The 25,796-nt window shown below is 65.3% G+C and carries 18 protein-coding genes and 1 riboswitch; of the genes, 11 read left to right on the top strand and 7 right to left on the bottom strand.

What is annotated here, in order from left to right; genetic code table 11:
• Nucleotides 1-2: 2 nt before the first annotated feature.
• Nucleotides 3-980, bottom strand: a complete 978-nt coding sequence (locus AC3A35_RS15145) for an ABC transporter permease (RefSeq protein WP_487436987.1) — start codon at nucleotides 978-980, stop codon at nucleotides 3-5.
• Nucleotides 980-3,232 carry an ABC transporter substrate-binding protein gene (locus AC3A35_RS15140; protein WP_487436985.1) on the bottom strand — a complete coding sequence of 751 codons (2,253 nt, stop codon included), beginning with the start codon at nucleotides 3,230-3,232 and terminating at the stop codon, nucleotides 980-982. Before AC3A35_RS15140 ends, AC3A35_RS15145 begins: the two co-directional genes overlap by 1 nt.
• A gap of 159 nt (nucleotides 3,233-3,391) precedes the next feature.
• On the opposite strand from AC3A35_RS15140, the gene fabI reads away from it, so the two are divergent.
• A complete protein-coding gene (fabI, locus tag AC3A35_RS15135; protein WP_487436984.1) occupies nucleotides 3,392-4,183 on the top strand; it encodes an enoyl-ACP reductase FabI in 792 nt (263 codons plus the stop codon).
• Nucleotides 4,184-4,284: 101 nt separating this feature from the next.
• Here fabI and AC3A35_RS15130 read toward each other — a convergent pair whose 3' ends face one another.
• Nucleotides 4,285-6,177 (bottom strand): SurA N-terminal domain-containing protein, encoded by a 1,893-nt coding sequence (locus AC3A35_RS15130; protein WP_487436983.1) that lies wholly within the window; start codon nucleotides 6,175-6,177, stop codon nucleotides 4,285-4,287.
• A 183-nt stretch (nucleotides 6,178-6,360) separates the two neighbouring features.
• Nucleotides 6,361-6,451, top strand: a riboswitch (glycine riboswitch).
• A gap of 180 nt (nucleotides 6,452-6,631) precedes the next feature.
• Here AC3A35_RS15130 and gcvT point away from each other — a divergent pair.
• The 4 genes from gcvT (at nucleotide 6,632) to AC3A35_RS15110 (ending at nucleotide 12,901) form a co-directional block, all read left to right on the top strand.
• On the top strand, nucleotides 6,632-7,723 hold the full coding sequence (gene gcvT, locus AC3A35_RS15125) for a glycine cleavage system aminomethyltransferase GcvT (protein ID WP_487436982.1): 1,092 nt from the start codon (nucleotides 6,632-6,634) through the stop codon (nucleotides 7,721-7,723).
• A gap of 94 nt (nucleotides 7,724-7,817) precedes the next feature.
• Nucleotides 7,818-8,201 carry a glycine cleavage system protein GcvH gene (gene gcvH / locus AC3A35_RS15120; RefSeq protein ID WP_487436981.1) on the top strand — a complete coding sequence of 128 codons (384 nt, stop codon included), beginning with the start codon at nucleotides 7,818-7,820 and terminating at the stop codon, nucleotides 8,199-8,201.
• Nucleotides 8,202-8,265: 64 nt separating this feature from the next.
• Nucleotides 8,266-11,163 carry an aminomethyl-transferring glycine dehydrogenase gene (gcvP, locus tag AC3A35_RS15115; protein WP_487436980.1) on the top strand — a complete coding sequence of 966 codons (2,898 nt, stop codon included), beginning with the start codon at nucleotides 8,266-8,268 and terminating at the stop codon, nucleotides 11,161-11,163.
• Nucleotides 11,164-11,278: 115 nt separating this feature from the next.
• Nucleotides 11,279-12,901 carry a glycoside hydrolase family 17 protein gene (locus AC3A35_RS15110; protein ID WP_487436979.1) on the top strand — a complete coding sequence of 541 codons (1,623 nt, stop codon included), beginning with the start codon at nucleotides 11,279-11,281 and terminating at the stop codon, nucleotides 12,899-12,901.
• Here the strand turns inward: AC3A35_RS15110 and AC3A35_RS15105 are convergent.
• Nucleotides 12,797-13,240 (bottom strand): hypothetical protein, encoded by a 444-nt coding sequence (locus tag AC3A35_RS15105; RefSeq protein ID WP_487436978.1) that lies wholly within the window; start codon nucleotides 13,238-13,240, stop codon nucleotides 12,797-12,799. The genes AC3A35_RS15110 and AC3A35_RS15105 overlap by 105 nt on opposite strands.
• A 263-nt stretch (nucleotides 13,241-13,503) precedes the next feature.
• Between AC3A35_RS15105 and AC3A35_RS15100 the strand changes: the two genes are divergently transcribed.
• Nucleotides 13,504-16,116 carry a glycosyltransferase family 2 protein gene (locus AC3A35_RS15100; protein ID WP_487436977.1) on the top strand — a complete coding sequence of 871 codons (2,613 nt, stop codon included), beginning with the start codon at nucleotides 13,504-13,506 and terminating at the stop codon, nucleotides 16,114-16,116.
• Nucleotides 16,117-16,277: 161 nt separating this feature from the next.
• On the opposite strand, the gene AC3A35_RS15095 is transcribed toward AC3A35_RS15100, so the two are convergent.
• The 3 genes from AC3A35_RS15095 to AC3A35_RS15085 all read right to left on the bottom strand — a co-directional run bounded on the left by AC3A35_RS15095 (nucleotide 16,278) and on the right by AC3A35_RS15085 (nucleotide 19,792).
• Nucleotides 16,278-17,420, bottom strand: coding sequence for a methyltransferase (locus tag AC3A35_RS15095; protein ID WP_487436976.1), 1,143 nt, complete (start codon nucleotides 17,418-17,420; stop codon nucleotides 16,278-16,280).
• Between the two features lie 79 nt (nucleotides 17,421-17,499).
• Nucleotides 17,500-18,834, bottom strand: coding sequence for an SLC13 family permease (locus AC3A35_RS15090; RefSeq protein WP_487436974.1), 1,335 nt, complete (start codon nucleotides 18,832-18,834; stop codon nucleotides 17,500-17,502).
• Nucleotides 18,835-18,865: 31 nt separating this feature from the next.
• Nucleotides 18,866-19,792, bottom strand: coding sequence for a LysR family transcriptional regulator (locus AC3A35_RS15085; protein ID WP_487436973.1), 927 nt, complete (start codon nucleotides 19,790-19,792; stop codon nucleotides 18,866-18,868).
• A 99-nt stretch (nucleotides 19,793-19,891) separates the two neighbouring features.
• Here AC3A35_RS15085 and AC3A35_RS15080 point away from each other — a divergent pair, with 99 nt between their 5' ends.
• The 5 genes from AC3A35_RS15080 to AC3A35_RS15060 all read left to right on the top strand — a co-directional run bounded on the left by AC3A35_RS15080 (nucleotide 19,892) and on the right by AC3A35_RS15060 (nucleotide 25,796).
• A complete protein-coding gene (locus AC3A35_RS15080; protein ID WP_487436972.1) occupies nucleotides 19,892-20,668 on the top strand; it encodes a ferredoxin--NADP reductase in 777 nt (258 codons plus the stop codon).
• A gap of 138 nt (nucleotides 20,669-20,806) precedes the next feature.
• Nucleotides 20,807-21,841 (top strand): cytochrome-c peroxidase, encoded by a 1,035-nt coding sequence (locus AC3A35_RS15075; protein WP_487436971.1) that lies wholly within the window; start codon nucleotides 20,807-20,809, stop codon nucleotides 21,839-21,841.
• The gene (locus AC3A35_RS15070) at nucleotides 21,838-24,504 is read left to right on the top strand and encodes an EAL domain-containing protein (RefSeq protein ID WP_487436970.1); all 2,667 of its coding nucleotides are present in this window, start codon (nucleotides 21,838-21,840) and stop codon (nucleotides 24,502-24,504) included. The genes AC3A35_RS15075 and AC3A35_RS15070 overlap by 4 nt, the downstream gene beginning before the upstream one ends.
• A 77-nt stretch (nucleotides 24,505-24,581) precedes the next feature.
• Nucleotides 24,582-25,067 (top strand): glutathione peroxidase, encoded by a 486-nt coding sequence (locus AC3A35_RS15065; protein ID WP_487436969.1) that lies wholly within the window; start codon nucleotides 24,582-24,584, stop codon nucleotides 25,065-25,067.
• A gap of 75 nt (nucleotides 25,068-25,142) precedes the next feature.
• Complete coding sequence (locus AC3A35_RS15060; protein ID WP_487436967.1) at nucleotides 25,143-25,796, top strand: HAD family hydrolase; 654 nt, start codon at nucleotides 25,143-25,145, stop codon at nucleotides 25,794-25,796.

The following is a 25,796-nucleotide window of genomic DNA, read 5'->3' as shown; positions in this document are numbered from 1 at the left end:
GCTTACTCCAGCCTCACGCGCGGGTCGACCAGGGTATAGGACAGGTCGGTCAGGATCAGGCCGACGATGTACAGCACCGAACCGATGAACACCATGGCCCGCACCACCGCGAAGTCCTGCGCGTTGATCGCATCGATGGTGTAGCTGCCGAGCCCCGGAACGGCGAAGAACGACTCCACCAGCAGACTGCCCATGAACAGCAGCGGAATCACCACGACCACCCCGGTCAGGACCGGGATCAGCGCATTGCGCAGCACGTGGCGGAACAGGACCGAGAGCTCCGACAAGCCCTTGGCGCGGGCGGTGCGGACGTAGTCCTTCGAGATTTCCTCGAGAAAGATGGTCCGATACCAGCGTGCGCTCGACCCCAACCCGGCGACCACACTGATCAGCACCGGCAGGACCAGGAAGCGGAAGGCATCCAGCCCGCTGGCATAGCCCGAGATCGGTACCAGCGCCCACAGCTTGGAGACCAGCCACTGGCCACCGATGATGTAGAACAGGCTTGATACCGACATCATCGCCACGCACAGCACGACCCCCCAGAAATCGAGATAGGTGGCACGGAAGAACACCAGCAGCAAGGCAAAAGAGATCGACAGAAAGAGGCTCAGGATGAAGGTCGGCAGCGCGATCGCCAGCGACGGCCCCATGCGGTCGAGGATCTCGCGGGCAATGTCGCGGCCGTCGTCGGCGCGACCGAAGTCGAGCGCGAACATGCGCAGCGACTTGTCGAAGAACAGCGTCTCGGTCAGGCGGGCGGTTCCGGTCTGCGCATTGTTGACGAACATCGGCTTGTCGTAGCCCCGGTCGACCTTCCAGCGCTCGATCGCCTCCGGCGTCGCACGTTTGACCCCGATCTGCATCCGCGCCATGTCGTCGGGCGAATTGACCACGAAGAACAGCAGAAAGGTGATCAGGTTCACCCCGATCAGGATCGGCACCGCATAGAGCAGGCGGCGCAGGACGTAGCCCAGCATCAGCGCGCCCTCCCCTGATCCGACGGCGCCACGGCGGTTGCCTGCTCGTGCCGGCGCCAGTGCAGCAGCGCCGGCACGATGATCAGCGCCAGCAACAGCCCGGCCAGCAACAGCGGCCACAACACCGGACGATTCCACTCGGCGCGCGCGGCATCGCGTCGTTCCAGATCGAGACGCTGATACTTGATGGTGTTGCGCACCATGTTGCCGGGCTTGCGGTTGTACACCCAGCCGTGCTGCAGGGAGTAGGACTTGGGATGGAAGCCGAACAGCCAGGGTGCATCGTGCTGCAGGATGGCAACCATGCGGTCGATCACGGCCTGGCGGGCCGCACCATCGGGCATCGTCTTCATACGCTCGAACAGGCGGTCGAATTCGGGGTTGACGTAGTTCGACGCATTCTGCCCGCTGTGCTTGACCTTGCCTTGCGGGCCGTGAAGCAGGAACAGCAGATTTTCCGGGTCCGGATAGTCGGCATTCCAGCCAAAGAAGAAGAGCTGGGCGTTGCCCTGTCGGACCTTGTCCTGGAAACGGTTGAAATCGGTGGGACGCACCACGAACTGCACCCCGAGCTCGCGAAACTGCTTGGCCAGCCAGTCCGAGCGCGCCTTGTCGCCCAGGCCGCCGGGCGTCGTGTCGAGGTGGATGATCAGGGGCTCGCCGGTTTTGGCGTTGCGCCCGTCGGGCCAGCCCGCTTCCGCCAGCAGGCGGCGTGCTTCATCCCGGCTGCGACGTACCGGCTTGCCGTCACGCCAGACGTAGACCACTGGATTGATCCCGGCCTCACCGTCGCGCGCGCCAAAAATGCCGGGCGGGATTGGGTGCATCGCCGGCACGCCTCGACCGTTGAGGAAGATCGACACGAACTCCTCCATGTCGAGGGCGATCGAGATCGCCTGACGCAGCTTGCGTGTCCGCTCGCGCTCGGCCGCGCTCGCCTCCGCACCACCGCCGACCAGCGGATCGAGCAGATTGAAGCCGAGATAGAAGATCGACGGCGACACCGAGGTCAGCAAGCGGATGCCTTGCCGCTCCATGTCCTCGGACAGCGACACCTCGCCCTGACTGGTCAAGGTCACCGCCTGGTCGAAATTGTCCGACGACACCCCGGACGCGTCGTAATAGCCCTGCAGGAACTTGTTCCAATACGGGATGCCTTCGCGCTCGCGCGAGAACACCACTTTGTCGATGAGCGGCAGCGGTTTTCCGCAATCGGCCAGCAGGCCGGCCTCGGCGTCGCCCGGGGCACCGTCGCAGGGATAGGTGTCATGGCGGTAATTGGGATTGCGGGCGAGCACCATGCGCGCGTTCGGATTGTTCTCGACCAGCATGTAGGGGCCGGTACCCACCGGCCACCAGTCGAGCGTGAGATTGCGCTCGGCCATGCCGGGCTGGCCGAAGAAACGGTCGACCTCCGGCGGTACCGGTCCGAAAAAGGGCATCGACAGCCAGTACAGGAACTGCGGATAGAGCCCCTTGAGCGTGATCCGGTAGGTATGGCGGTCGACGACCTCCACCCCCGGCAGATCGAAGCGACCGAGATCGATCCATCCCGGGTTCCGCGACGCCTCCTCGGCAAGAGCGGCCTGCAGGGTCTTGAGTCCGGGCAGGTACTCGGCCATCAGTTCGAAGATCGGGGAATGCAGTCTCGGGTGAGCCAGCCGTTTGATCTGGTGCACGAAATCACCGGCTTCGAGTTCGCGGCTGCCGGCCTCGGGGAAGTCGACCGGGCTGCGGAGGTCCTGCAGGTCCTGCGCGTCGAGCGCAAGGTAGCGCGGCGCGCCGTGGTCGTCACGGGCGAAGGCCGGATGAGGCTGATAGCGTACGCCCGGACGGATCCGAACCTCGATCACGCTCCGGTCGACCCGGGCGGGGTCCGGCGTCCCCTTCAATTCGCGCCCGGCCGAGTCGAAAAACCTGACTTTCGGCAAAGTTTCGGCGACCCCCGGCTCAAGCTCGTAGGGTCGCTTCAGGTAGTGGTACTGCAATGGCGGCTCGACGATCTGGTACAGAAAACTCGCCTCGTCCTCGCTGTAGGACTGCACCGGATCGAGATGCTTGGGACGCTCGGTGAATGCCGAGTACAGAATGTTCTGCCCGCGCTCGGCCGCAGGATAGGGGTCATTCAGTACCGGCCCGCAGCCGGTCAGCGCCGTTACGCCGAGCAGCAACAGCCCGCAGCTCGCGCGGAGTTGCAGCAGGACACGGCGCGGCAAGGTGGGGCGACTGGGCGCCGGGGGGCGCAGAGGCATGGCGTCGTGGGCAATGTTCGGTCAGGCTCAATTCTGGCAGGTTTCGGTCATCCGGCGCCATCTAACGCACATTCGGGATCGACGCCATTCGGGCATCACCCTTCGGGGCCAGCGGTTTTCGCTATAATCATCTGTTCTGTCATTCGGAGCTTTCATTCCATGGGCTTTCTCGCCGGTAAACGGATCCTCATCACCGGGCTGCTGAGCAATCGCTCGATCGCGTACGGCATCGCCAAGGCCATGCACCGCGAAGGCGCGCAGCTTGCGTTCACCTATGTGAATGACCGGTTTCAGGAACGTGTCGCCAAGCTCGCCGCGGACTTCGACAGTGCCATGCTGTTTCCCTGTGACGTCCAGGACGACGATCAGATCAACGATTTGTTCGTGCAACTCGGGCAGCAGTGGGATGGGCTCGACGGCCTGGTGCACTCCATCGCCTTCGCGCCCACCGATGCGCTCGAGGGCGACTTCCTCGACGGATTCTCGCGTGAAGCCTTCCGTGTTTCCCAGGACGTGAGCGCCTACAGCTTCCCTGCCCTGGCCAAGGCCGCACGGCCGATGATGAAGGGCCGCAACGGCGCCCTGCTCACGCTGTCCTATCTGGGCGCAGTGCGCACCATGCCCAACTACAACATCATGGGTCTCGCCAAGGCAAGTCTCGAGGCTTCGGTTCGCTATCTCGCCGTCTGCCTCGGACCCGAGGGCACCCGGGTCAATGCCATCTCGGCCGGCCCGATCAAGACCCTGGCCGCTTCGGGCATCGGCAGCTTCGGCAAGCTGCTGTCCTTCAACGAGCACAATGCCCCGCTACGCCGTAACGTCACCATCGAGGAAGTCGGCAACGCGGCCGCCTTCCTGTGCTCGGATCTCGCCAGCGGCATGACGGGAGAGATCATGTATGTGGATGCGGGGTTCAACACCACCGCGCTGGGCAACCCCGAACCGATGTAGGCCGGCACCACCGGCATTCGGAGCGATGCATACAAAAAAGCCCGGCCGCATCAGCGCCGGGCTTTTTGCATGTCGTTCGGCATCGGGCGCCGTACCGAAACTCAGTCAGGCTTCACCGGCGCCAGACTGGTCTCCACTTCGTAACGCTGACGCAGCTCCGCAATGAACGCCGCAAAATCGCGCTCCGCGAACAGACGCGCGTACTGGCTCATGACTGCGGCAATCCGCGGATCGTCATCGGCCAGCGTCGGGCGCTTGACCGCGTCGATGCGATAGACCACGTAGCCCTCGCCGGGCTGGCTGACGCCCACATGCACCGGCAACTTGGAAGCCGGCGCGGAAAATACCGCCCGCATTGCATTGACCGGCAGTGCGGGCGCGCCACGCTGCACGGTACGCGAAGCGCCCCACTCGCCGGCCACCGTCTCACCCTTCTGCAGCGCGGCCACCGCCGCGGCGCCGCGTTCGGCGGCGAGTCGCGACGCCTCCTCGCTGCGCAGTTGTTGCTCGATGGCGGGCCTGATCTCGTCCAGCGCCGGGCGCTGCGCGGCCTGATACTCGACCACGCGTGCGGCAACGAGGGTGTTGCCGCCGACCTCGATCGCCTGCGTGTTGCGATGATTCTTTACCGCGTCGGCGGAAAACAGCGCGTCGACGAGCTTCGCATTGCGATACTCGCCCAGCCCTTCCGCGTCGCGCGCAATCCAGTCGCTCTGACGAATCTCGAGCTTCAAGGCTTCGGCAGCCGGTTTCAGGCTGTCGGGCTGCTCGTAGACCGTATTCGAGAACTGCTCGGCCAGTTCGGCAAATCGCCGTCCGGCGGCCTGTTTGCGCAGCTCCGCGGTCACCTCGCCACGGACGGCTTCGAGCGGACGGACGGTTGACGGCTTTATGTCCGTCACCTGAATGATGTGAAAGCCGAAATCGGAGCGCACCGGTGCACCGATCTCGCCCTTGCCCTGAGCAAAAGCGGCATCCTCGAACGCCTTCACCATCAACCCGCGCCCGAAGACCCCCAGATCACCGCCCCGCGCGGCCGAGCCCGGATCCTGCGAAAACTCCTTGGCGAGCGCTTCGAACTGCTTCGGATCCTTCTCGAGGCGAGCATGAAGCTCTTCCGCACGGGTCCGCGCCGCCGCAACTGCGGCCTCGTCGGCGTCGGCTGCGAGCTGGAGCAGGATGTGCCGCGCCTGGCGCTCTTCAGGCTGTCCGAAGCGCGCGGCATTGCTCTCGTAGAAGGCCTTCACCTCCTCCTCGGTGACCGTGACTTGCTGTTCGAGTGCCGCGGTGTCGAACACCACGTACTCGGCCTTGACCCGCGCCGGGCGCTCAAAGGCGGCGGCATTGGCATCGTAGTATTTCTGTACTGCGTCGTCCGCCAGCTTCACTTCCGCGACAAAGCGGCTCGCCGGGAAGCTCATCTCGCGAACCTCGCGCTCCTCGAGCTGGGCTACGAGGAAGCGACGTGCGGAGTCGCGCGCGGCAAAAGCCCCCTCGCCCACCGGCAGCGCAAGCTGCTGCACCCGCACATCCTGCGCCAGGCGGGCTTCGAACATCGCCGGCGTCATGCCCTGTGCACGCAGCAGGGCCTCATAACGCTGCAACGAGAACCGGCCGTCCTCCTGAAATGTCGGCACCTCGGCGATCGTCTGCTGCAACTGCTGCGGTGTCACCGTCAGGCGGCTTTCCGCCGCGTACAACGCGAGCACGCGCCGGTTGACGAGGTTCTCGAGCACCGCCTGGCGCAACTCTTCGGATTGCAGCAGGTTGCGGTCGACCTGGCCGTCGGCCTCGTTACGCAGACGGTCCTGCTGGTCCCTGAGCGCCTGCTCGAACTCGGCGGCCGAGATCGACGTACCGCCGACCTTGGCAACTTCGCCGCCCCCCGGGGCGTCACTGAAATATGCGTCCATGCCGAAGAAGGCAAAGGGCACGATGAGGAGTGCCAGAATGATCTGGGCAAAACGCTTGCTTTTGCGGACAGCCTCGAACATCTCGATTTCCGTGGAAACTTGTAAAAGGAGTGGGTGCGGGCCTGGATCACCTGCACCGAGGCCGGAGTGTAGCGCATCCTGGCGACCGGCAGGCCGCCGCCGAAACGGCTGATCGAATGCAAACCGTCTTCGCGGTCGCAGCCAATCCGGTTGCGATTCGCCCCCAGGAAATGCTATCGTCCGCTCCGTCGCGCGGGAGAGCACTCTCCCTCAAGAGAGTCGCCGAAGGCGTAACCCCCCGGAATCGCTCAGGCAAAAGGACCGCGCACGGCAAGGAAATTCTGGAGAGCGATACGGGCGTTCGGCTGCGGCCGAAACCACGGATCCACCGAAGGGGCACCCGGTCGCACAGGCGCGTTGCGCACGACTGGAATCTCTCAGGTACAAGGGACAGATGGGGCGAAGCCGGCACGTGCCGCTTTCGCCCTTTTTCGTTCACCCGCCCGGAGCCGCCATGAACGCCCCTGCCCGCCAGACCCCTCTCCACGCCACCCACGTTGCCGCCGGCGCCCGCATGGTCGATTTCGCCGGCTGGGACATGCCGGTGAACTACGGCTCGCAGATCGAGGAGCACCACGCAGTGCGCCGCGACGCCGGCATGTTCGACGTGTCCCACATGCTGTCGCTCGACCTCGAAGGAGCCGACGCCACCGCCTGGCTGCGTCGCCTGCTCGCCAACGACGTGGCCAAGCTCCAGACCCCGGGCAAGGCGCTGTATTCGTGCATGCTCGACGACAACGGCGGCGTCATCGACGACCTGATCGTCTATCGCCTGTCCGACACCCGCTACCGGATCGTGGTCAATGCCGGCACCGCCGACAAGGACGTGGCCTGGATGCGCAAGCACATCGCCGCAACCGGCACCAACGTCAGCCTCACCGCCCGCCGCGACCTGGCGATGATCGCGGTGCAGGGCCCCAATGCACGCGCGAAGACCTGGCAGGCGCTGCCCGAACTGCGCGCCGGCAGCGAAGCCCTGAAACCCTTCTCCGGCGCGCAGCTCGGCGAGGTCTTCGTCGGCCGCACCGGCTATACCGGGGAGGACGGGTTCGAGATCGCGCTGCCCGCCGAGCGTGCCGCGACCGCCTGGGCCGCACTGACCGCGGCCGGCGTCGCCCCGTGCGGCCTCGGCGCACGCGACACGCTGCGCCTGGAAGCCGGCATGAATCTGTACGGCCAGGACATGGACGAGACTGTGTCCCCGCTCGACGCCGGGCTGGCATGGACAGTCGATTTCAAGGACGAAGCGCGCAACTTCGTCGGCAAGTCCGCACTGCTGACAGACCCCGCCAGCCGCCGCGTGCTCGGCCTGATCCTCGAGGACAAGGGCGTGCTGCGCGCACACATGAAGGTGTTTGCTTCCTCCGGCGAGGGCGAGACCACCAGCGGCAGCTTCTCGCCGACGCTGGAAAAATCGATCGCCTTCGCCCGTTTGCCACTCGACGTCGAACCCGGCGAACTCGTCGAGGTCGACATTCGCGGCAGACGACTGAAGGCGCGCACGGTGAAACTGCCGTTCGCGCGCAACGGCAAAGCCGTCGCCTGAGCGCTCCCGATCCCCGGAAGGGCGGCCGCGCCGGCCCTTCACCGCTTCACCCGTATCCCACCAGCTGCATCCTCATCATTCACCGGAGATTCGCATGAGCAAGGTTCCCGCCGAACTGAAATACACCTCGTCCCACGAATGGGTCCGTGTCGAAGCCGACGGCACCCTCACCGTCGGGGTCACCGACCACGCCCAGGAAGCGCTCGGCGACGTCGTCTTCCTCGAACTGCCCGAAGCCGGCCGTGTGCTCGCCGCCGGTGAGTCGTGCGCGGTGATCGAATCGGTCAAGGCCGCGTCCGACATCTACGCCCCGGTCGCCGGTGAAATTCTCGCTGCCAACCAGGAACTCGCCGACGCCCCCGAGGGCGTCAACGCCGACGCCTATGCGGCCTGGCTGTTCAAACTCAAGCCAGCCGACGCCGGCGCTGTCGCCGGCCTGCTCGACGCCGCCGGCTACGAAGCCGAAATCGCCCAGTAATCCCCTCGACGGGGGCCGCAATACCCCCGCCATCCGGTCCGCCCCTCCCCATGCCGCCCCGATCATGACCGACGCCCTCCTCTCCGCTCCGCTTGCGCAACTCGAACAGCGCGACGCTTTCATTCACCGCCACATCGGCCCCAATCCCGCCGAGATCGCGCAGATGTGTGCGTCGATCGGGGTCGCCGACGTCGAAGCGCTGATCGACCAGACCGTACCCGGTGCGATCCGTCTCGGGTCGCCACTGCCGATCGCCGGCCCCCAGCCCGAGCACGAGGCGCTCGAACGCCTGCGCGGCATTGCGGCAAAGAACGTGCTGAAGAAGTCGCTGATCGGTGCCGGCTACTACGGTACCTTCACCCCGGCGGTGATCCTGCGCAACGTAATGGAGAACCCGGGCTGGTACACCGCGTACACGCCCTACCAGGCCGAGATCGCCCAGGGCCGGCTGGAAGCGCTGCTCAACTATCAGCAGATGGTGATCGACCTCACCGGTCTCGAACTCGCCAACGCCTCGCTGCTCGATGAAGCCACCGCGGCGGCCGAGGCGATGACCATGGCACGCCGGATTTCGAAGTCGAAATCGAATGCCTTTTTCATCGATTCCGCCTGCTTCCCGCAGACCGTCGACGTGGTGAAGACGCGGGCGCACTACTTCGGCTTCGAACTGGTGTTCGGCACCGCGAGCGAGGCCGGCCGGCACGAGGTGTTCGGCGCGCTGCTGCAGTATCCCGACGCCCATGGCGAAGTCGCCGACCTGAGCGCACCGATCGCGGCACTGAAGGCGAAAGGCGCGGTCATCGCCGTGGCCTCCGACCTGATGGCGCTGGTGCTGTTGAAGAGCCCCGGCGCACTCGGTGCCGACATCGCGCTCGGCTCGGCCCAGCGCTTCGGCGTGCCGATGGGCTTCGGCGGCCCGCACGCTGCCTTCTTTGCCACCCGCGAAGCGCATGTGCGCTCGATGCCGGGGCGCATCATCGGGGTATCGAAGGATGCCCGCGGCAAGACGGCGCTGCGCATGGCGCTGCAAACCCGCGAGCAGCACATCCGGCGCGAAAAGGCCAATTCCAATATCTGCACCTCGCAGGTGCTGCTCGCCAACATGGCCGGTTTCTACGCCGTCTATCACGGCCCGCAGGGGCTGAAGACGATCGCGGCGCGCATCCACCGTCTTGCGGCGACGCTGGCCGAAGGGCTGAGCGCCGGCGGCTTCGCGGTGCCCACGAAGGCCTACTTCGACACCATCGAGATCGATACCGGCGCCCGTACCGCGCAGCTCCTCGGCGCGGCGGACGCGGCAGGCTACAACCTGCGCCGCGTGTCCGAAGGCCGCCTCGCCATTTCGGTCGATGAAACCACCTCGCGCGACGATGTCGCCGCGGTGCTCGGCTGCTTCGGCATCAAGACCGACCTCGCCGCGCTCGACGCCCGCGTGGCCGCGACCGGCGGTGCGATCCCGGCCGCGCTGCTGCGCGACGACGCCATCCTGTCGCACCCGGTGTTCAACACCCATCACACCGAACACGAACTGCTGCGCTACCTGAGGAAGCTCCAGAACCGCGATCTGGCACTCGACCATTCGATGATCTCGCTCGGCTCGTGCACGATGAAGCTCAATGCGACCAGCGAGATGATCCCGGTCACCTGGCCCGAGTTCGCCAACATGCATCCGTTCGCCCCGCGCGAGCAGGCCGCCGGCTACCTCGAGATGATCGAGGGCCTGACCGACTATCTGCGCGCGGTGACCGGTTTCCCGGCCATCTGCATGCAGCCCAACTCCGGCGCCCAGGGCGAGTACGCCGGCCTGGTGGCGATCGCGCGCTACCATGCCAGCCGCGGCGAGGCCCAGCGCAAGGTGTGCCTGATCCCGAAATCGGCGCACGGCACCAACCCGGCCACCGCGCAGATGTGCGGCATGAAGGTGGTGGTGGTCGATTGCGACGACCGCGGCAACGTCGATCTCGCCGACCTCAAGGTGAAGGCTGCGGCGCATGCCGACGAGCTCGCCGCGCTGATGATCACCTACCCCTCGACCCACGGCGTGTTCGAGGAGGCGATCCGCGAGATCTGCGCGGTGGTCCATGCTCATGGCGGCCAGGTGTATATGGATGGCGCCAACCTCAACGCCCAGGTCGGCCTGACCTCGCCGGCCACGATCGGCGCCGACGTGTCGCACATGAACCTGCACAAGACCTTCTGCATCCCGCACGGCGGCGGCGGGCCGGGCATGGGGCCGATCGGGCTGGCCGCCCACCTCGCCCCGTTCATGGCCGACCACGTGGTATCGCCCACCGGTGGCAGTCATCGTGCGCACAAGGGCCAGGGTGCGGTGTCCGCCGCGCCCTTCGGCTCGGCCAGCATCCTGCCGATCTCGTGGATGTACATCGCGATGATGGGCGGCAGCGGGCTCAGGCGTGCGACCGAGATCGCCATCCTCAACGCCAACTACCTCGTCGGCCGCCTCGGCAGCCACTATCCGGTGCTCTACACCGGCAGCAAGGGTCGGGTCGCGCACGAGTGCATCTTCGACATCCGCCCGCTCAAGGCGACGACCGGCGTTTCCGAAGTCGATATCGCCAAGCGTCTGATGGATTACGGCTTCCATGCGCCGACGATGTCGTTCCCGGTGCCGGGCACGATCATGGTGGAGCCGACCGAATCCGAGGACCTCGCCGAGCTCGACCGCTTCATCGACGCGATGATCGCGATTCGTGCGGAGATCCGCGCGATCGAAAGCGGCACGTGGACGGTGGACGACAACCCGCTCAAGCATGCACCGCACACCCAGGCCGATGTGATCGGCGCCGAGTGGAGCCGCCCCTACAGCCGCGAACAGGCCGTGTTCCCGCTTCCCTGGGTGGCGGACAACAAGTTCTGGCCGAGCGTCAACCGCATCGACGACGTGCATGGCGACCGCAACCTGTTCTGCGCCTGCGTGCCGATGAGCGAATACAGCGCTTGAGCCCCCTTCCGGGTTAGAATCCACTCGCTTCACAAGGAAGCCACGCCCGCGGGCGTGGCTTTTTTGCGCCTTCGTCCATACCTGCTCCCTTGCCTCAGCCCCAGCCCCGCATCTCATGACCACTGCCGCCACGCCTCGTCGATCGCTCTGGATCACCCTGCTGATCGCGCACCTGCTCGGGCTCGTCGCCCTGTCCGCCTGGGTGCTGTGGCAGGCACGGCCGGTCGCGATGCACGATCTGCAACTGGCCAGCGGCGAGAAGCTGAAATGTGTCTCCTATGCGCCCTACCACCGCTCGGGCCAGACCCCGTTCGACGAACTGGGCCTCATTTCCCGCGCGCAGATCGCCGAGGACCTCGCGGCACTGGCCAGGATCACCGACTGCGTGCGCCTCTACTCCGTCGACCAGGGCCTGGACCAGGTACCGGAAGTCGCGCGCACGGTCGGCCTCAAGGTGCTGGTCGGCGCATGGATCGGATTCGACCGCCACAAAAACGCTGCCGAACTGGAACGGGCGATCGCCGTCGCCAACGACAACGCCGACGTGGTGAAGGCCCTGATCGTCGGCAACGAAGTGCTGCTGCGCCGCGAACGCACGCTCGCCGAAATGCGGACGCTGATCGAATATGCGCAGTCGAAGACCGAGGTTCCGGTCACGTATGCCGATGTCTGGGAGTTCTGGGTACGCAACGACAGCCTGGCGAAATCGGTCGATTTCGTCACCGTACATATCCTGCCGTTCTGGGAGGATGACCCGGTCGACATCGAAGACGCGCTGAAACACGTCGCCGCGATTCATGAAGAAGTGAGCACACATTTCGCGGGCAGGGACATTCTCATCGGCGAAACCGGCTGGCCCAGTGCTGGCCGTCAGCGCGAGGCGTCGAAGCCATCGCGGGTCAATCAGGCTCGCTACATCCGCGAGTTCATCCACCAGGCGCACGACCTTGGCTGGAAGTACAACCTGATCGAAGCCATCGACCAGCCCTGGAAGCGTCGTCTCGAAGGCACCGTCGGCGGCTACTGGGGCATGCTCGACGCCGATACGCTGCGCACGAAGTTTCCGCTCGCGGGCCCGGTCGCCGAACGCGACGACCTCGTCACCCCGGCGCTGGGCGCGCTCCTGGCCGCCGCGATTGCGCTGGCGCTGGCAATGGCCAGCGGCGGAGGAAACCACAGCGTGTTGCGGACGGCGGCGCTGACGATGACCGGCGCAACCAGCGGCCTGGTCGCGGTCCTGCACTTCGAGCACGCCTGCCTCGCCTATCGCGACCTGGGCGAGTGGACGGTGCTCGGCGGGATGGCGTCTGCAGCCGTTGCCGTCGCTGTGGCCCTTGCCTGCTGGCAGGGCGGCCGGCTGCCGAGCGCGGCACAGGCCTGGCGCACGCTCCGACTGCGGCCCGGACACCCCGCGGCCTCCGACGTGCTCGGCGCCCTGCGCGGCCTGGTGATGTTCGGCGCCGCAGTAGCGGCACTGCTGTTACTGGTCGACTCGCGCTATCGTGATTTCCCGATTCTGCTCTACCTCACCCCCGCCGCCATCTTCGGCGTTGTCGGTTGGTGGCAGCGCAGCGCAGGACGCGCCGAACGCATCTGCGCCGCGGTCATCGCGGTGTCGGTAATCGGACGCTGGCTACCCGAGCCGGCCAACCCGCAAGCCATCGGCTGGCTTCTGGTCGGCCTTGTCCTCGCCACCCCGGTGCTGCTGGCGAGGACGGACGAGCACGAACAGGCCTAGCAGAACGCCCACCGCAGCGGGGTCGTAGCTATATAGCACCAGGCCGGCAATGCCGCTCATCCAGGCCGCCCAAGCCAGCCTGCGGCACGACAGCGCGAACGCGAGCACCCCGCTGCCGAGACTGAACCACCCCACCCGCTGGTCATGGAAGGTCTGCACCAGCAACCATTTCAGGCCGCACGGCCAGGCCCCCGCGGCCTCGGTGCCAGCGGAACAGTCGCGCGGCAACAGGTCCGCCTCGACGACCCCATGGCGCAGCCCGAGCGCGACGACAAGCAAGACGAGGCCGGCCAGCACCCATGCTGCCTTGCCATATTTCAACAAAATATTTCGACTCAAGCTTCTTTTTCCTTACAAATCAGGACTCCCGCAAACGCAACACCTCCTGTTGCAAATCGGGCGGGGGACTTTCTCCTAACAGACTGAAATCGCGCATAAAATGCCGCGCGTTGAGGTCTCGTGAAGCGGCATCGATTCTGGCACAGAAGTCCGCTGCCACGAAGTTCCGCATTGCACAACGCTCCAACCTTGGTCGATCGCCGCCCACAAGGCCGGCATGCTGGATTTTCGGGCCGACAAGCCCTTGACTGGATATCTTTCAGATGAAGAACGCCGCCTCGCTCACCTACCGCCTGGCCCTCGCGTTTGCCATTGCGGCGCTGGTTGCCCTCTCCCAGTACTGGCTCTGGCAACAATTCAACCGTGGCGCCGAATTCATCGGTGCGACCCAGAGCATCAAGGGGTTTGCGTATAACGGCTTCCAGCGCGACCAGAGTCCGCTGACCGGCAAATTCCCGACCGATGCGCAGCTCGCCAGTGACCTCGATCTCCTGGCCCGTTCGGCAGACAATCTGCGGACCTACGGCATTACCGATCTTCCCAACCTGTTGGCCATCGCCGGTGAACGCGATCTCCAGGTCACCGCCGGCGCCTGGCTCGATCGCGACGCCGACACCAATGACAAGGAAATCGCAGCGCTGCTCCTCGCTGCCAAGAAAATGCGCCATGTCGAGCGCCTGATGGTCGGCAACGAGGCGATTCTGCGCGGCGACCTGACCGCGGAGCAGCTCATCGTCTATCTGGACCGTGTGCGCAAATTGGCCCGCAAACCGGTGTCTTCCGCCGAGCCTTGGCACGTGTGGCTCAAGTATCCCGAGCTGGCGAAGCATGTCGACTACATCACCGTCCATCTGCTGCCCTACCATGAAGGGGTGCCGGCCGAAGCTGCAGTCGACTACGCCATCGAGCGCTACGACGAGCTGGTCAAGGCGTTTCCGAAGAAGAAGATCGTGATCGGGGAGATCGGCTGGCCGAGCAAGGGACCGGTGATCGGTGCGGCGGTGCCTTCGCTCGACAACGAGGCCCGTTTTATCCGCGAATTTCTTTCGCATCCGCGTACGCCCCGGCTCGACTACTTCCTGATGGAAGCCATCGATCAACCATGGAAAGTCGAGATCGAAGGCTGGGCAGGTGCCTACTGGGGCATGTTCAACGCCGATCGCGAACCGAAGTTCGCCCTTGAAGGGCTGGTCCAGCGCGATCCCCACTGGAGCAAGAAGGCAAGCAACGCCGGCGTCCTCGCGCTGTTGCCGATGTTCCTGATCGCCTTCTTCCTGACCGACTGGAGTATCGCCGGCAGGTTCTTCCTTGCCGCGATGATCCAGGCCTGCGTGTCGACCCTGATCGTCGGCCTCAACGTGCCCGTCGACTACTACCTGACCCAGCGCGACCTGATCGGGCTGGGCATGCTGATCGCGGCCACCGGCATGACGGCCGCGGTATTGCTGTCGCACGGTTTCGAGTTCGGCGAGATCCTGTTCAAGAACAAGTGGAAACGCCGCTTCATGCCGCTGCCGCCGCATATTGCGGAAGAGCAGCCCTTTGTGTCGATCCACCTCGCCTGCCACAACGAACCGCCGGAGATGGTGATCGCCACCATCGACAGCCTGGCCGCGCTCAACTACGCCAATTTCGAAGTCCTGATCCTCGACAACAACACGAAGGACGAGGCGCTGTGGAAGCCGCTCGAAAAACGCTGCGCCGAGCTCGGCCCGCGCTTCCGCTTCTTCCACCTGATGAACTGGCCCGGGTTCAAGGCCGGGGCCCTGAACTACGGTCTCAAGGTCACCAATCCCCGTGCCGAGGTGGTCGGCGTGGTCGACGCCGACTACGTCGTCGATGCGGAATGGCTGTCCTGCCTGATCCCCCATTTCGACAAACCCGATGTCGCCGTGGTCCAGGCACCGCAGGCGCACCGCGACTGGGAAACCCACCCCTTCCGGCGCATGTGCAACTGGGAGTTCGAGGGCTTCTTCCGCATCGGCATGCACCACCGCAACGAGCGCAATGCACTCATCCAGCACGGCACCATGACCCTGGTCCGTCGGCTCGCGCTCGATGAGGTCGGCGGCTGGTCGGAATGGTGCATCTGCGAGGACACCGAACTCGGCCTGCGCCTGATCGAGAAAGGCTACGACACCCGCTATGTCGACCACATCCTCGGTCGCGGCCTGACCCCGTCCGACTTCGCGGCGATCAAGAGCCAGCGTTTCCGTTGGGCCTTCGGGGCGATGCAGATCCTCAAGAATCACCTGCCGCAGATGGTTGGCAACAGCACCCTCAACCTCGCCCAGCGCTACCACTTCCTGACCGGCTGGTTTGCCTGGCTGGGCGATGCGCTGCAGCTGGTATTCGCTTTCGGCAGTCTGGGATGGACACTGGGCATCCTGGCCTTCCCGAAGGCCTTCGGTCTGCCGGTCACCGCGCTCGCACTGCCGATCCTGGGCTTCATGGCCTTCAAGGCGGCCCTCGGCCCCATCCTCTACCGCCGTACGATGGACTGTCCGTGGAAGGACATCCTCGGCGCTTCGATCCTGTCGGTGGGCCTGGCACATTCGATTGCGCGCGGGGTATTTGCCGGGCTGGCGAAGAAGAAGGGCGAATTCGTGGTCACGCCCAAGGGCTGGAAAGCCAAGGGTGCGCTGGCCTTCTTCGGCCCGATCCGCGAGGAGCTGGGAATGCTCATCGCGCTGATGCTCGCCGCCGGCTCGCTGGTGATGTTGCGGGGTGCAAACGATCTCGAAACCCAGTTGTGGGTCGGCATCCTCGCGCTGCAGTGCATCCCCTACGTCGCATCGATCGCATGTCAGGTCGCGGCCTACATGCCAGAGCGTCAGGCCATCGTGCCGGCCAGCGCCCTGCAGCCGGCACACTGATGCGGCACGCGCCCGAACCCTGAGCCATGGCTCGGGCGGGCTGCGGCCTGCCGCACAGATGGCGGCAGGAACCGGACTTCAGGGGCCGGCGGCGCCCACAAGGCGCTGCCACCAGCCGACCTCGGCCCGCCCTCCGCAACCCGCACCAGACGGCGTTTTGCTCAGGCGACCGCCAGCCGCCACAGGGAAGTGACTTCCGCCGCCCGAGCGGCATGCAGGGGATCTTCCTTATCCCCGACTTTGGGATGTCGGGGACGGATATCCATGCGATCGACCACCTTCAGCCCGCCTTTCCCGATCTCGGACAACAAGAATTCACGCGTACGCAGGCCGAGATGCTCGGCGAGATCCGACAGGATCAGCCAGCCCTCACCGCCTGCTTCCAGGTGCGCGGCCAATCCGCCCAGAAAGCCCGTCAACATCCTGCTCTCGGTATCGTAGACGGTCTGTTCCAGCGGCGAAGCGGCGCGCGCCGGCAACCACGGCGGGTTGCACACCACCAGCGGGGCCCGACCGGGCGGAAACAGGTCGGCCTCGAGCACCTCCACCCGTTTTCCCAGGCCGAGGCGAGCCAGGTTGTCGTGCGCGCAGGCCAGTGCACGCGGCGACTGGTCGGTGGCCACCACACGGGCGACGCCACGTTTGGCGAGTAACGCGGCAAGTACGCCGGTGCCAGTACCGATATCGAAGGCCAGCGTTTTGGCCGGTAGCGGCGCCTTTGCCACCAACTCCACATACTCGCCGCGAATCGGCGAATACACCCCGTAATGGGGATGAATCCGCGCGCCCAGTTCGAGTACCTCGACGCCTTTCCGACGCCACTCGTGCGCCCCGATCAGCCCGAGGAGTTCGCGCAGCGAGGCCACGAATGGACCCCGCGCCGCGCCATAGGCCTCGCCGCAGGCCTCGCGTACGTCCGGCGCACGGCGCAACGGAATGGTGAAGTCGTCGCCAAACGGAATCAACAGCATGCCCAGCGTTCGCGCGCGCTGGGACTGGAATTGACGGTGGAGATGGAAAGCCTGGGCCGGACTCACCTCCTCGACCGGCGCGCCCTTCCTGGGTGCCTTCTTCGGCTTGGGCGCGGCGCGGCGCGCCATCGCCTGAAGCAGCATGCGGGCATTCTGGAAGTCGCCCCGCCACAACAGGGCGGTGCCCTCGCACGCCAACCGATAGGCGGCGTCGGCATTCATCGTGTCATCGGCCACCTGCACCCGGCGCGGTGGCGGCGTGCCGCTTTCCGAGTGCCAGCGCACGCTGTGTTGTTCGTCTTGTTCGACCCAGTCAAGCTGTGGATCAGTCATTGCAGGAAACTCCGGAATGGTTGAATGTCCCCGCGCAGACGGCATCTGGGCAGAGACCAGGGGAAATCGTCAGTGCCGGTCAAAGCGCCAATGCAAGCGCGCCTGCCAGCACCAGCACGGCAAAGGCGAACGCGGACACGTACAGCCCACCGCGGATCATCACCCGCTGCGGAACATGGCCGCAGCCAAAAACGATCGCGTTGGGCGGGGTTGCCACCGGCAGCAGGAAGGCGCACGAGGCGCCGGCAGCCACTAGCACCGCAACCGCGACGCTGTCGATATGCGGTACCAGTTCGATGAACAGGGGCACCAGCAGCGCAGCGCTCGCGGTGTTGCTGGTCACCTCGGTGATCAGCATCGCAAACAGCACCATGAGTGCAAGACACGCCAGCGCCGGAAGCAGCGCGGTTGCCCCGCCGAGCTGGGCCGACAGCCATGCCGCCGCGCCACTATCGGTCAGCACCCGGCTCAGGGTCAAGCCTCCGCCGAACAGCATCAGCACGCCCCAGTCGGCACCTTTCTCCACGTCCTTCCAGCTGACGAGCCTGAGTCCATGAAGGAGGAACAGGGCAAACAGGGCGACTGCCGCATCGAAGCCCCGGTCGAGATTGAGCAAGCCGCCCAGCGGGGCACCGACGGTCCACAGCGCAACCGTCACCGCGAACACGCCCAGCATCAGCGACTGGCCACGCGTCCATGGCATTGTCGCCGCGTCCGGGACGGCCAATTCCATCTCCAGTGCGGGCTTGAGGGTCAGGCGCAGGCCCAGCTCCATCAGCGGCATCAGGATGAGCACCAATGGAATCCCCCAGATCAACCAGCCAAGGAAATCGAGCCCGACATTGGCCGCGGCGATTGCGTTGGGAGGGCTGCCGACCAGGGTCCCGATGCCGCCGATGTTGGCCGAGAAGGCGATCCCGAGCAATACGTAGGAATAGGTCCTGCGGTGCTGATCGGGGGGCAGCGGCGCCAACAGCCCGAGCGCAAGCGGAAGCATCATTGCCGCCGTGGCCGTGTTACTGACCCACATCGAGAGCAGCGCGGTCAGCCAGAACAGCGAACGGGCGCATCGCCCCAGATGCCTGCCGGCGCGGGCGACGACCCATCCGGCCATGCGCCGGTCCAGGCCCTGACGATGCAGTCCGGCGGCGAGTGCAAAGCCGCCGAGGAAAAGAAAAATCACCGGGTCGGCAAACTGGCGTAGGGCTTCGTCGAACGGCAGGATGCCGCTGACGGCCGCGAGCACCGGCACCAGCAGTGCAGTGACACTGACATGCAGCGCCTCGCTCACCCACAACCACGCAATCGCCGCCAACAGGGCCAGACCGGCAGCCACCGCGCCGAGCGCCGCCCCGAGCGACAGGTTCAGGCCGAAGAACAGGCCCGCGGCAATGGCGAGATTCAGAACACGCAAGGACATCTCCGATCAAGCTGGACGCTGCCGCTCACGCGACCGGCGGCAGGGCAATTTCGTGGCTCCGGCCGACGCCGGCAGTCAGGGCACGACAGTCCGCCAGAAACGTACGGATCGCCGCCGTATGGTATTTGCCCCGCCGCCAGACGAACTGAAAGCGTCGACGCAGATCGAGCTCCGGGGTCTCCACCGGAACCAGGCTTCCGCGCCGGAACGCGTCGCGCAGTGCGAGGCGCGAGATGCAGCCGATGCCGAGTCCGCTCTCCACCGCGCGCTTGATCGCCTCGGTGTGCTCAAGCTCGAGCCGGACCTGCAGGTCGCCGCTGAAGTGGCGCAGCGCCTGCTCCAGCGTTTCCCGGGTGCCCGAACCACGCTCGCGCAAGATCAGGGGTTCCGCGGCGATCTCGGCCACGGCGGCGATCCCGGCGCCGGCGAGACGATGCGCCGGCGGACAGAAGAAAACCAGTTCGTCATCCACCCAGGGCTCGACCTCGATCTCTCCGTCGAATACCTGACCTTCGATCAATCCGAAATCGATCTCGTGATGCAGCACCTGCGCAACCACGGTCGCCGTGTTGTGCACCTGCAGTTGCACGCGGCTCTCGGGATGGCGTTGCAGAAACTCGGCCACGATCAGCGGCAGCAGGTAGTTGCCGATGGTCAGCGTCGCCCCCACGCGCAGGCTGCCCAGGCCACGCTCGCCACGCAACAGCGCTTCGACCTCCTCGGCCCGGTCGAGCAACTCCACCGCCCGGGGCAGCAGCAAGCGCCCCTGTTCATTCAGGTGCAGACGTCGGCCATGGCGATCGAACAGCTGCTGATCGAACTGGTGCTCGAATTCAGCCAGCGCCGCACTGGTCGCAGACTGCGACAGGTTCAGCGCCTCGGCGGCACGCGACACGTTCTCGCTACGGGCGATCGCGACGAAGACCTCGATCTGGCGCAGGGTGTACTTCATATTCACTTAACAGGTAAGGCTTAACCAAATTATCCATCATTTAGCTAAGCCTGCCTCGTTAAACTGCACCCATCAAGAAACCAATCGGGCACATCCACCATGAGCAACCTGCTTCAGGAACGCATCCTCAGCGTCCGCCACTGGAACGAGTCGCTGTTCAGCTTCCGTACCACCCGCGATCCCGGTCTGCGCTTCGAGAACGGTCAGTTCGTGATGATCGGACTCGAAGTCAATGGCAAGCCGCTGACCCGCGCCTATAGCATCGCCAGTCCGAACTACGAGGAACACCTCGAGTTCTTCAGCATCAAGGTGCCCGACGGCCCGCTGACGTCGCGCTTGCAGCACCTGCGCGCAGGCGATCCGATCGTGATCAGCAAGAAGCCCACCGGCACGCTGGTGCAGCACGACCTGAAGCCTGGCAAGAACCTCTATCTGCTATCCACCGGCACCGGTCTGGCACCCTTCATCAGCGTGATCCAGGACCCGGATACCTATGAGCGCTTCGAGCGGGTGGTGCTGATTCATGGTGTCCGCCACGTGTCGGAACTGGCCTACGCCCAGTTCATCGAGGAAGAACTCCCGGCCAATCCGTATTTCGGCGAGGCGGTGCGCGAGAAGCTGATCTACTACCCTACGGTTACCCGCGAGCCCTTCCGCAACAACGGCCGTCTGACCGACCTCATCGAGTCGGGCAAGCTGTCCGCCGATATCGGCCTCCCCCCGCTCGATCCGGAACACGACCGCGCGATGATCTGCGGCAGCCCGGCCATGCTCGACGATTGTTGCAGGATGCTGGATCAGCGGGGCTTCCAGATCTCGAAGCGGATCGGCGAACCCGGCGACTACGTCATCGAACGGGCGTTCGTGGAGAAGTAAGTCACGACCGGCGTCTCGTTCTGGCGAGATGCCGACCGCTTACACCCTTCGCATAAGCAGCCTTCCATACAGCGGGCGGCGGCTGGTTTCGTTGACCAGGATCAAATTCCACCCGAAAAGCATCGATAGAATGCCGGCGTGAATCGCAGCCTCCCCCATCTCGCCATTGCCGGCCTGCTGTCGGCCTTTGCTGCCACCCTGGTGTTCCTGACCTGGCGCGATCCTCCGCCCGGCCCGGCCGTACCAGGCGCCGTCGTGTCCATCGCCGATGCCGTCCGCCGCCAGGAGCCCCTCTCACCCATCCCGCACGGTGCGGACGACGTCGATCCCGCGCGCGCGGCGCTGGGCGCGCAGCTCTTTGGCGAACGGCTGCTGTCGCGCGACAGCTCGATGTCATGCGCAAGTTGTCATCCGCTCAACCGGGCGGGCGTCGACGGGCTCCCGCGTTCGCCAGGGGTCGGCGCCGCGCCGGGAATCATCAATACCCCGACCGTCTTCAACAGCCGCTACAACTTCGTCCAGTTCTGGGACGGTCGGGTCGCCAGCCTCGAACAGCAGGTCGCCGGTCCGCTGCACAGTCCGATCGAGATGGCGTCGAGCTGGGACGAGGCGATTGCCCGCCTGTCCGCCCACGAAGGCTATCGAGCGGCATTTGCCGAGCTCTATCGGGAAGGCATCACGCCCGCCACGATCGCAGACGCAATTGCGAGTTTCGAGCGCACCCTGGTGACGCCCGACTCGCGTTTCGATCGCTATCTGCGCGGCGACCCGAGCGCCATCACCGCCGAAGAACTCGAAGGCTATGCCCGCTTCAAGAACCTCGGCTGTGCGAGCTGCCATCAGGGAATCAATGTGGGGGGCAACCTGTTCCAGCGTTTTGGCGTGGTCGGCGACTACTTTGCCGACCGCGGCGGCACTGTCGCGACCGACCTCGGGCGCTTCAACGTCACCGGCCGCGAAGCAGACCGCCACGTATTCAAGGTGCCGGGGCTGCGCAATGTAGCCCTCACCGCGCCCTACTTCCACGACGGCAGCGTGGACACGCTCGACGAGGCGGTGGCCGTAATGGGACGCTATCAACTGGGTCGCGCGCTCAACGATGAAGACCGCCGGCTGATCGTCGCCTTTCTCCACACCCTGACCGGCACCTATCGGGGCGAAATACTACAATGAGGGCACCAACCCCGCGCGCCCCCGGGTCCCCTCCGGTCTTCCCTGCGGAACCTGCCGCCCGCCGTTCCGCTCCCGCCGCGCTCGGTCGGACGCTGGTTGCCATGGTGCTGGCGGCCAGTCTGCTGAGCTGGCTGTTCCTGCGGGCCGACGCGATCGACCCCGCGGAGCATCAACGCTATGCCCGCGACCTGCGCGCGCTGCGCCAGTCGGAAGCGGAACTGAACGCGGCCGTACTCGCCAGCCGGCTTGGCGTGCAGACCGACTTCGACTCCGTCGTGGCCTCGATTGCCGCGCTGCAGACCCAGAGCGAACAGTTGAAGCAGACACCGACCTTTCTGTCGGACGAAGAGCGCTCGCACGTCCTGTCTGCTGTGGAGGAATTTCGCACCACGCTGGCGCGACAGGTCGACCGGATCGACTTGTTCAAACGTGAACTGTCGGTATTGCGCAACTCCCTTGCCTTCCTTCCGCTCGCCACCGACCTGCTGGTCGAAGACCCCGATCTGGCGGTGGCCCAGGCCCGTCCGATGGGCACCTTCGCGCGCGGAGTGATGACGTTTGCTCACAGCGGCGATCCCGACCTCGCCGACAGCCTGGCCCGGCACCTGCAGGCACTCGAAGCCGGGAGCGGCCAATGGCGGGGCACGCGCCGTGAGCGATTGCAGAACGTCCTCATGCACGGACGTATCGTGCTCCAGCGCAAACCTGCACTGGAATCCATCACCCGCGAGATTCTCGCCACCCCCACCGCGGCCCTGGGCGAAACGATCACGCAGCACTACGCGCGGGGCTACGAGCAGGCGGCACGCAGCGCTCACCATTATCGGGTGGTGCTCTACCTGCTGGCACTTGCACTTTCCGGCTATCTCGCACTGGCCATGCTGCGGATCGGTCGTACGTCGCACGAACTGGAGCAGGTCAACCGCGATCTCGAGGACCGAATCGACGTCCTGCATCGCACCCAGGACGAACTCAAGCTCTACGCCACTGTATTTGCCAATGCCGCCGAGGGCATGCTGATCACCGATGGACGTGCGCGCGTGATCGCGGTGAATCCGGCGTTCAGCCTCATTACCGGTTACAGCCTGGGAGAGATGCTCCACCGCAGCCCGGCCATGCTCAGTTCGGGACGGCAGTCGCCAGCCTTCTATCGTGACATGTGGCGTGCACTCGAGCGCCGGGGCCAGTGGCAGGGCGAGATCTGGAACCGCCGCAAGAGCGGCGACGTGTACCCGGAGTGGCTCTCGATCACCGCTGTGCGGGATAGCGGGAACGCACCGAGTCACTACATCGCCGTATTCTCGGACATCACCGAGCGCAAGAACGCCGAAGCGACCATTCATCGCCTGGCTCACCATGACCCCCTGACCGGCCTGCCCAACCGTCTGCTGGTGCAGGACCGTCTGAACCAGGCCATCCTGCAGTCGCGCCGTGCCGGCAAGCACACCGCAGTCCTGGTGCTGAACCTCGACCGCTTCAAGACCATCAACGACACCCTCGGCCACGAGCTCGGCGACGAGCTGTTGCAGCAGGTCGCCAGGCGCTGCCAGCAGCAACTCCACGACACCGATACCGTGGCAAGGACCAGCAGCGACGAGTTCGTGCTGGTGCTGCCCGACATCGATCACCCGCAGGACGCAGCGGCGGTGGCGCGCCGACTGCTGGCCAATCTTGGCCTGCCCTATCAGCTCGGCGCGCACGACATCACCGTCACCGCCAGCATCGGAATCGCCCTTTTCGAAGGCGACGGGAGCACGGGTCCCGAGTTGCTGCGCAATGCCGATGCCGCGATGCACCGGGCGAAGACCGAGGGCCGCAACAACTTTCAGTTCTATGCGGCCGACATGAACACCATGTCGCTCGGCGATCTGTTGCTCGAGAATCAGCTTCGAGGCGCGCTCGAGCGGGGTGAGCTGGAACTGCATTACCAACCCAAGGTATGTGCCGCCACCGGTCAGCTACAGGGTGCCGAGGCCTTGCTGCGATGGCGCCATCCGGAGCTGGGCCTCATCGCACCGGGACGATTCGTGCCGGTGGCCGAAGACTCGGGCCTGATCGTGGCGATCGGCGAATGGGTGCTGCACGAGGCCTGTGGCCAGTTGCAGCGCTGGCGCGATGCCGGGCTGTCGCCGGTGCCGGTGGCAGTGAATCTGTCGGCTCAGCAATTCAGCCAGGGTAACCTGCCGGCGCTGGTCGGCGAAGTGCTGGAGGAAACCCGGATTCCGGCCGCGCTGCTCGAACTGGAACTCACCGAGACCATGCTGATGCGCGATGTCGACCGGACGATCGACATCCTCGCCAAACTGCGCGGGATGGGAGTCGCGCTGTCGATCGACGACTTCGGCACCGGCTATTCCTCGCTCGCCTATCTCAGGCAGTTCCGCGTGAACGTGCTGAAGATCGACCGCAGTTTCGTGCATGACATCCATCGCGAGAATACCGACGGCAAGATCGCCACGGCGGTGATCGCCCTCGCCCACGGCCTGGGTCTGAAAGTGGTTGCGGAAGGCGTGGAAACCGAGGATCAGCGCGATTTTCTGCTCGAGCACGGATGCGACCAGTTTCAGGGCTATCTGTTCGGCCGTCCGGTTCCCGCCGCCGAATTCGAACAGCAACTCGGCCGCTCCCGCCGGCTCCTTGGCGCGGTACCGGAATCGGTCTGAGTCGGCATTCCGGATCCACATTTGACGGCCTGCCCGCCGCGCGACACACTCGGCGTCCCGACTGCGGAGCACACGACATGTCCTCACCGATTCATGACATCCCGTTGATCACCCTCGATGGTCGCGAAACGACGCTGGCGGAGCACGCCGGCAAGGTGCTGCTGATCGTCAATACCGCGAGCAAATGCGGGTTCACCCCGCAGTATGCCGGGCTGGAACAGCTCTTCCGTCAATACCAGTCGCGCGGACTGGTCGTGCTGGGTTTCCCCTGCAACCAGTTCGGAGCACAGGAGCCGGGTGACGAAGCAGAAATCGCCGCCTTCTGCGAAACCGGCTTTGGCGTGAGCTTTCCGATGTTTGCCCGGATCGAGGTCAACGGCGAGCACACCCATCCCTTGTTCGCCTGGCTCAAGGAAAACGCCAAAGGTGTCCTCGGCACTGAAGCGATCAAGTGGAACTTCACCAAGTTCCTGGTGGACCGCAGCGCGACGCGCGTCGAGCGCTATGCCCCCACGACAACCCCCGAGTCGCTCGCCCCCCACATCGAAAGCCTGCTCGGGTGAAGGCTGCCCCGGTGACGTCCGGGATCGGATCGAGGCGATAATCCGGCCTTCATTCACTTTGCAGCGTACCCGACCATGCCCCGTTACCAGCATGTGATCTTCGACCTCGACGGCACCCTGATCGACTCGGCGCCGGCCATACTGGCCAGTTTTCGCGCCGCGTTTGCAGCCCTTGGCATCAAGCCTGCGGTCGAAATCGAGGATGGCATCATTGGCCCGCCCCTTACGGAAACGCTCGAACTGCTCAGCGGCAGCACCGATCTCGCGCTCATCGCCAGCCTTGCCGAACAGTTCAAGGCCAGCTACGACACCACCGGACTATTGCAGACGGCGGCCTACGAAGGCGTCGGCGAGCTGCTCACCCGGCTCAGCGGTGCCGGTCTTTCGCTCTCCATCGCCACCAACAAGCGCATCCATCCGACCCGCCTGATTGTCGACCATCTGGGCTGGAGCCGGCATTTCGACGCCATCTATGCACTGGATATGTTCCAGCCCCGCCTCGCCGACAAGGCCGCAATGATCGGGCGCCTGCTGGCCGACCGCGCCATACCGGCAAGCGAAGCGGTGTATGTTGGCGATCGGTCGGAAGACGGTGTATCGGCCGACGCCAACCACCTTCCCTTCATCGCCACCACCTGGGGCTATGGCAGTCTGGAGCCGGAGGCGATGGCGAAACACTGGCGCGCGGCAGCCACCCCGTCGGCGCTGGCGGAAACGCTGCTCGCCTGA

Source organism: Azoarcus sp. Soil_N_20 (genome assembly GCF_057656155.1).
Note: the sequence above shows the minus strand (reverse complement) of the source record. Positions and strands in the feature narration are given on the sequence as shown.

Coding starts and splice junctions, on each gene's coding strand:
- AC3A35_RS15145 (WP_487436987.1), bottom strand. CDS start 980: ATGCTGGGCTACGTCCTGCGCCGCCTGCTCTATGCGGTGCCGATCCTG.
- AC3A35_RS15140 (WP_487436985.1), bottom strand. CDS start 3,232: ATGCCTCTGCGCCCCCCGGCGCCCAGTCGCCCCACCTTGCCGCGCCGT.
- fabI (WP_487436984.1), top strand. CDS start 3,392: ATGGGCTTTCTCGCCGGTAAACGGATCCTCATCACCGGGCTGCTGAGC.
- AC3A35_RS15130 (WP_487436983.1), bottom strand. CDS start 6,177: ATGTTCGAGGCTGTCCGCAAAAGCAAGCGTTTTGCCCAGATCATTCTG.
- gcvT (WP_487436982.1), top strand. CDS start 6,632: ATGAACGCCCCTGCCCGCCAGACCCCTCTCCACGCCACCCACGTTGCC.
- gcvH (WP_487436981.1), top strand. CDS start 7,818: ATGAGCAAGGTTCCCGCCGAACTGAAATACACCTCGTCCCACGAATGG.
- gcvP (WP_487436980.1), top strand. CDS start 8,266: ATGACCGACGCCCTCCTCTCCGCTCCGCTTGCGCAACTCGAACAGCGC.
- AC3A35_RS15110 (WP_487436979.1), top strand. CDS start 11,279: ATGACCACTGCCGCCACGCCTCGTCGATCGCTCTGGATCACCCTGCTG.
- AC3A35_RS15100 (WP_487436977.1), top strand. CDS start 13,504: ATGAAGAACGCCGCCTCGCTCACCTACCGCCTGGCCCTCGCGTTTGCC.
- AC3A35_RS15095 (WP_487436976.1), bottom strand. CDS start 17,420: ATGACTGATCCACAGCTTGACTGGGTCGAACAAGACGAACAACACAGC.
- AC3A35_RS15085 (WP_487436973.1), bottom strand. CDS start 19,792: ATGAAGTACACCCTGCGCCAGATCGAGGTCTTCGTCGCGATCGCCCGT.
- AC3A35_RS15080 (WP_487436972.1), top strand. CDS start 19,892: ATGAGCAACCTGCTTCAGGAACGCATCCTCAGCGTCCGCCACTGGAAC.
- AC3A35_RS15070 (WP_487436970.1), top strand. CDS start 21,838: ATGAGGGCACCAACCCCGCGCGCCCCCGGGTCCCCTCCGGTCTTCCCT.
- AC3A35_RS15065 (WP_487436969.1), top strand. CDS start 24,582: ATGTCCTCACCGATTCATGACATCCCGTTGATCACCCTCGATGGTCGC.
- AC3A35_RS15060 (WP_487436967.1), top strand. CDS start 25,143: ATGCCCCGTTACCAGCATGTGATCTTCGACCTCGACGGCACCCTGATC.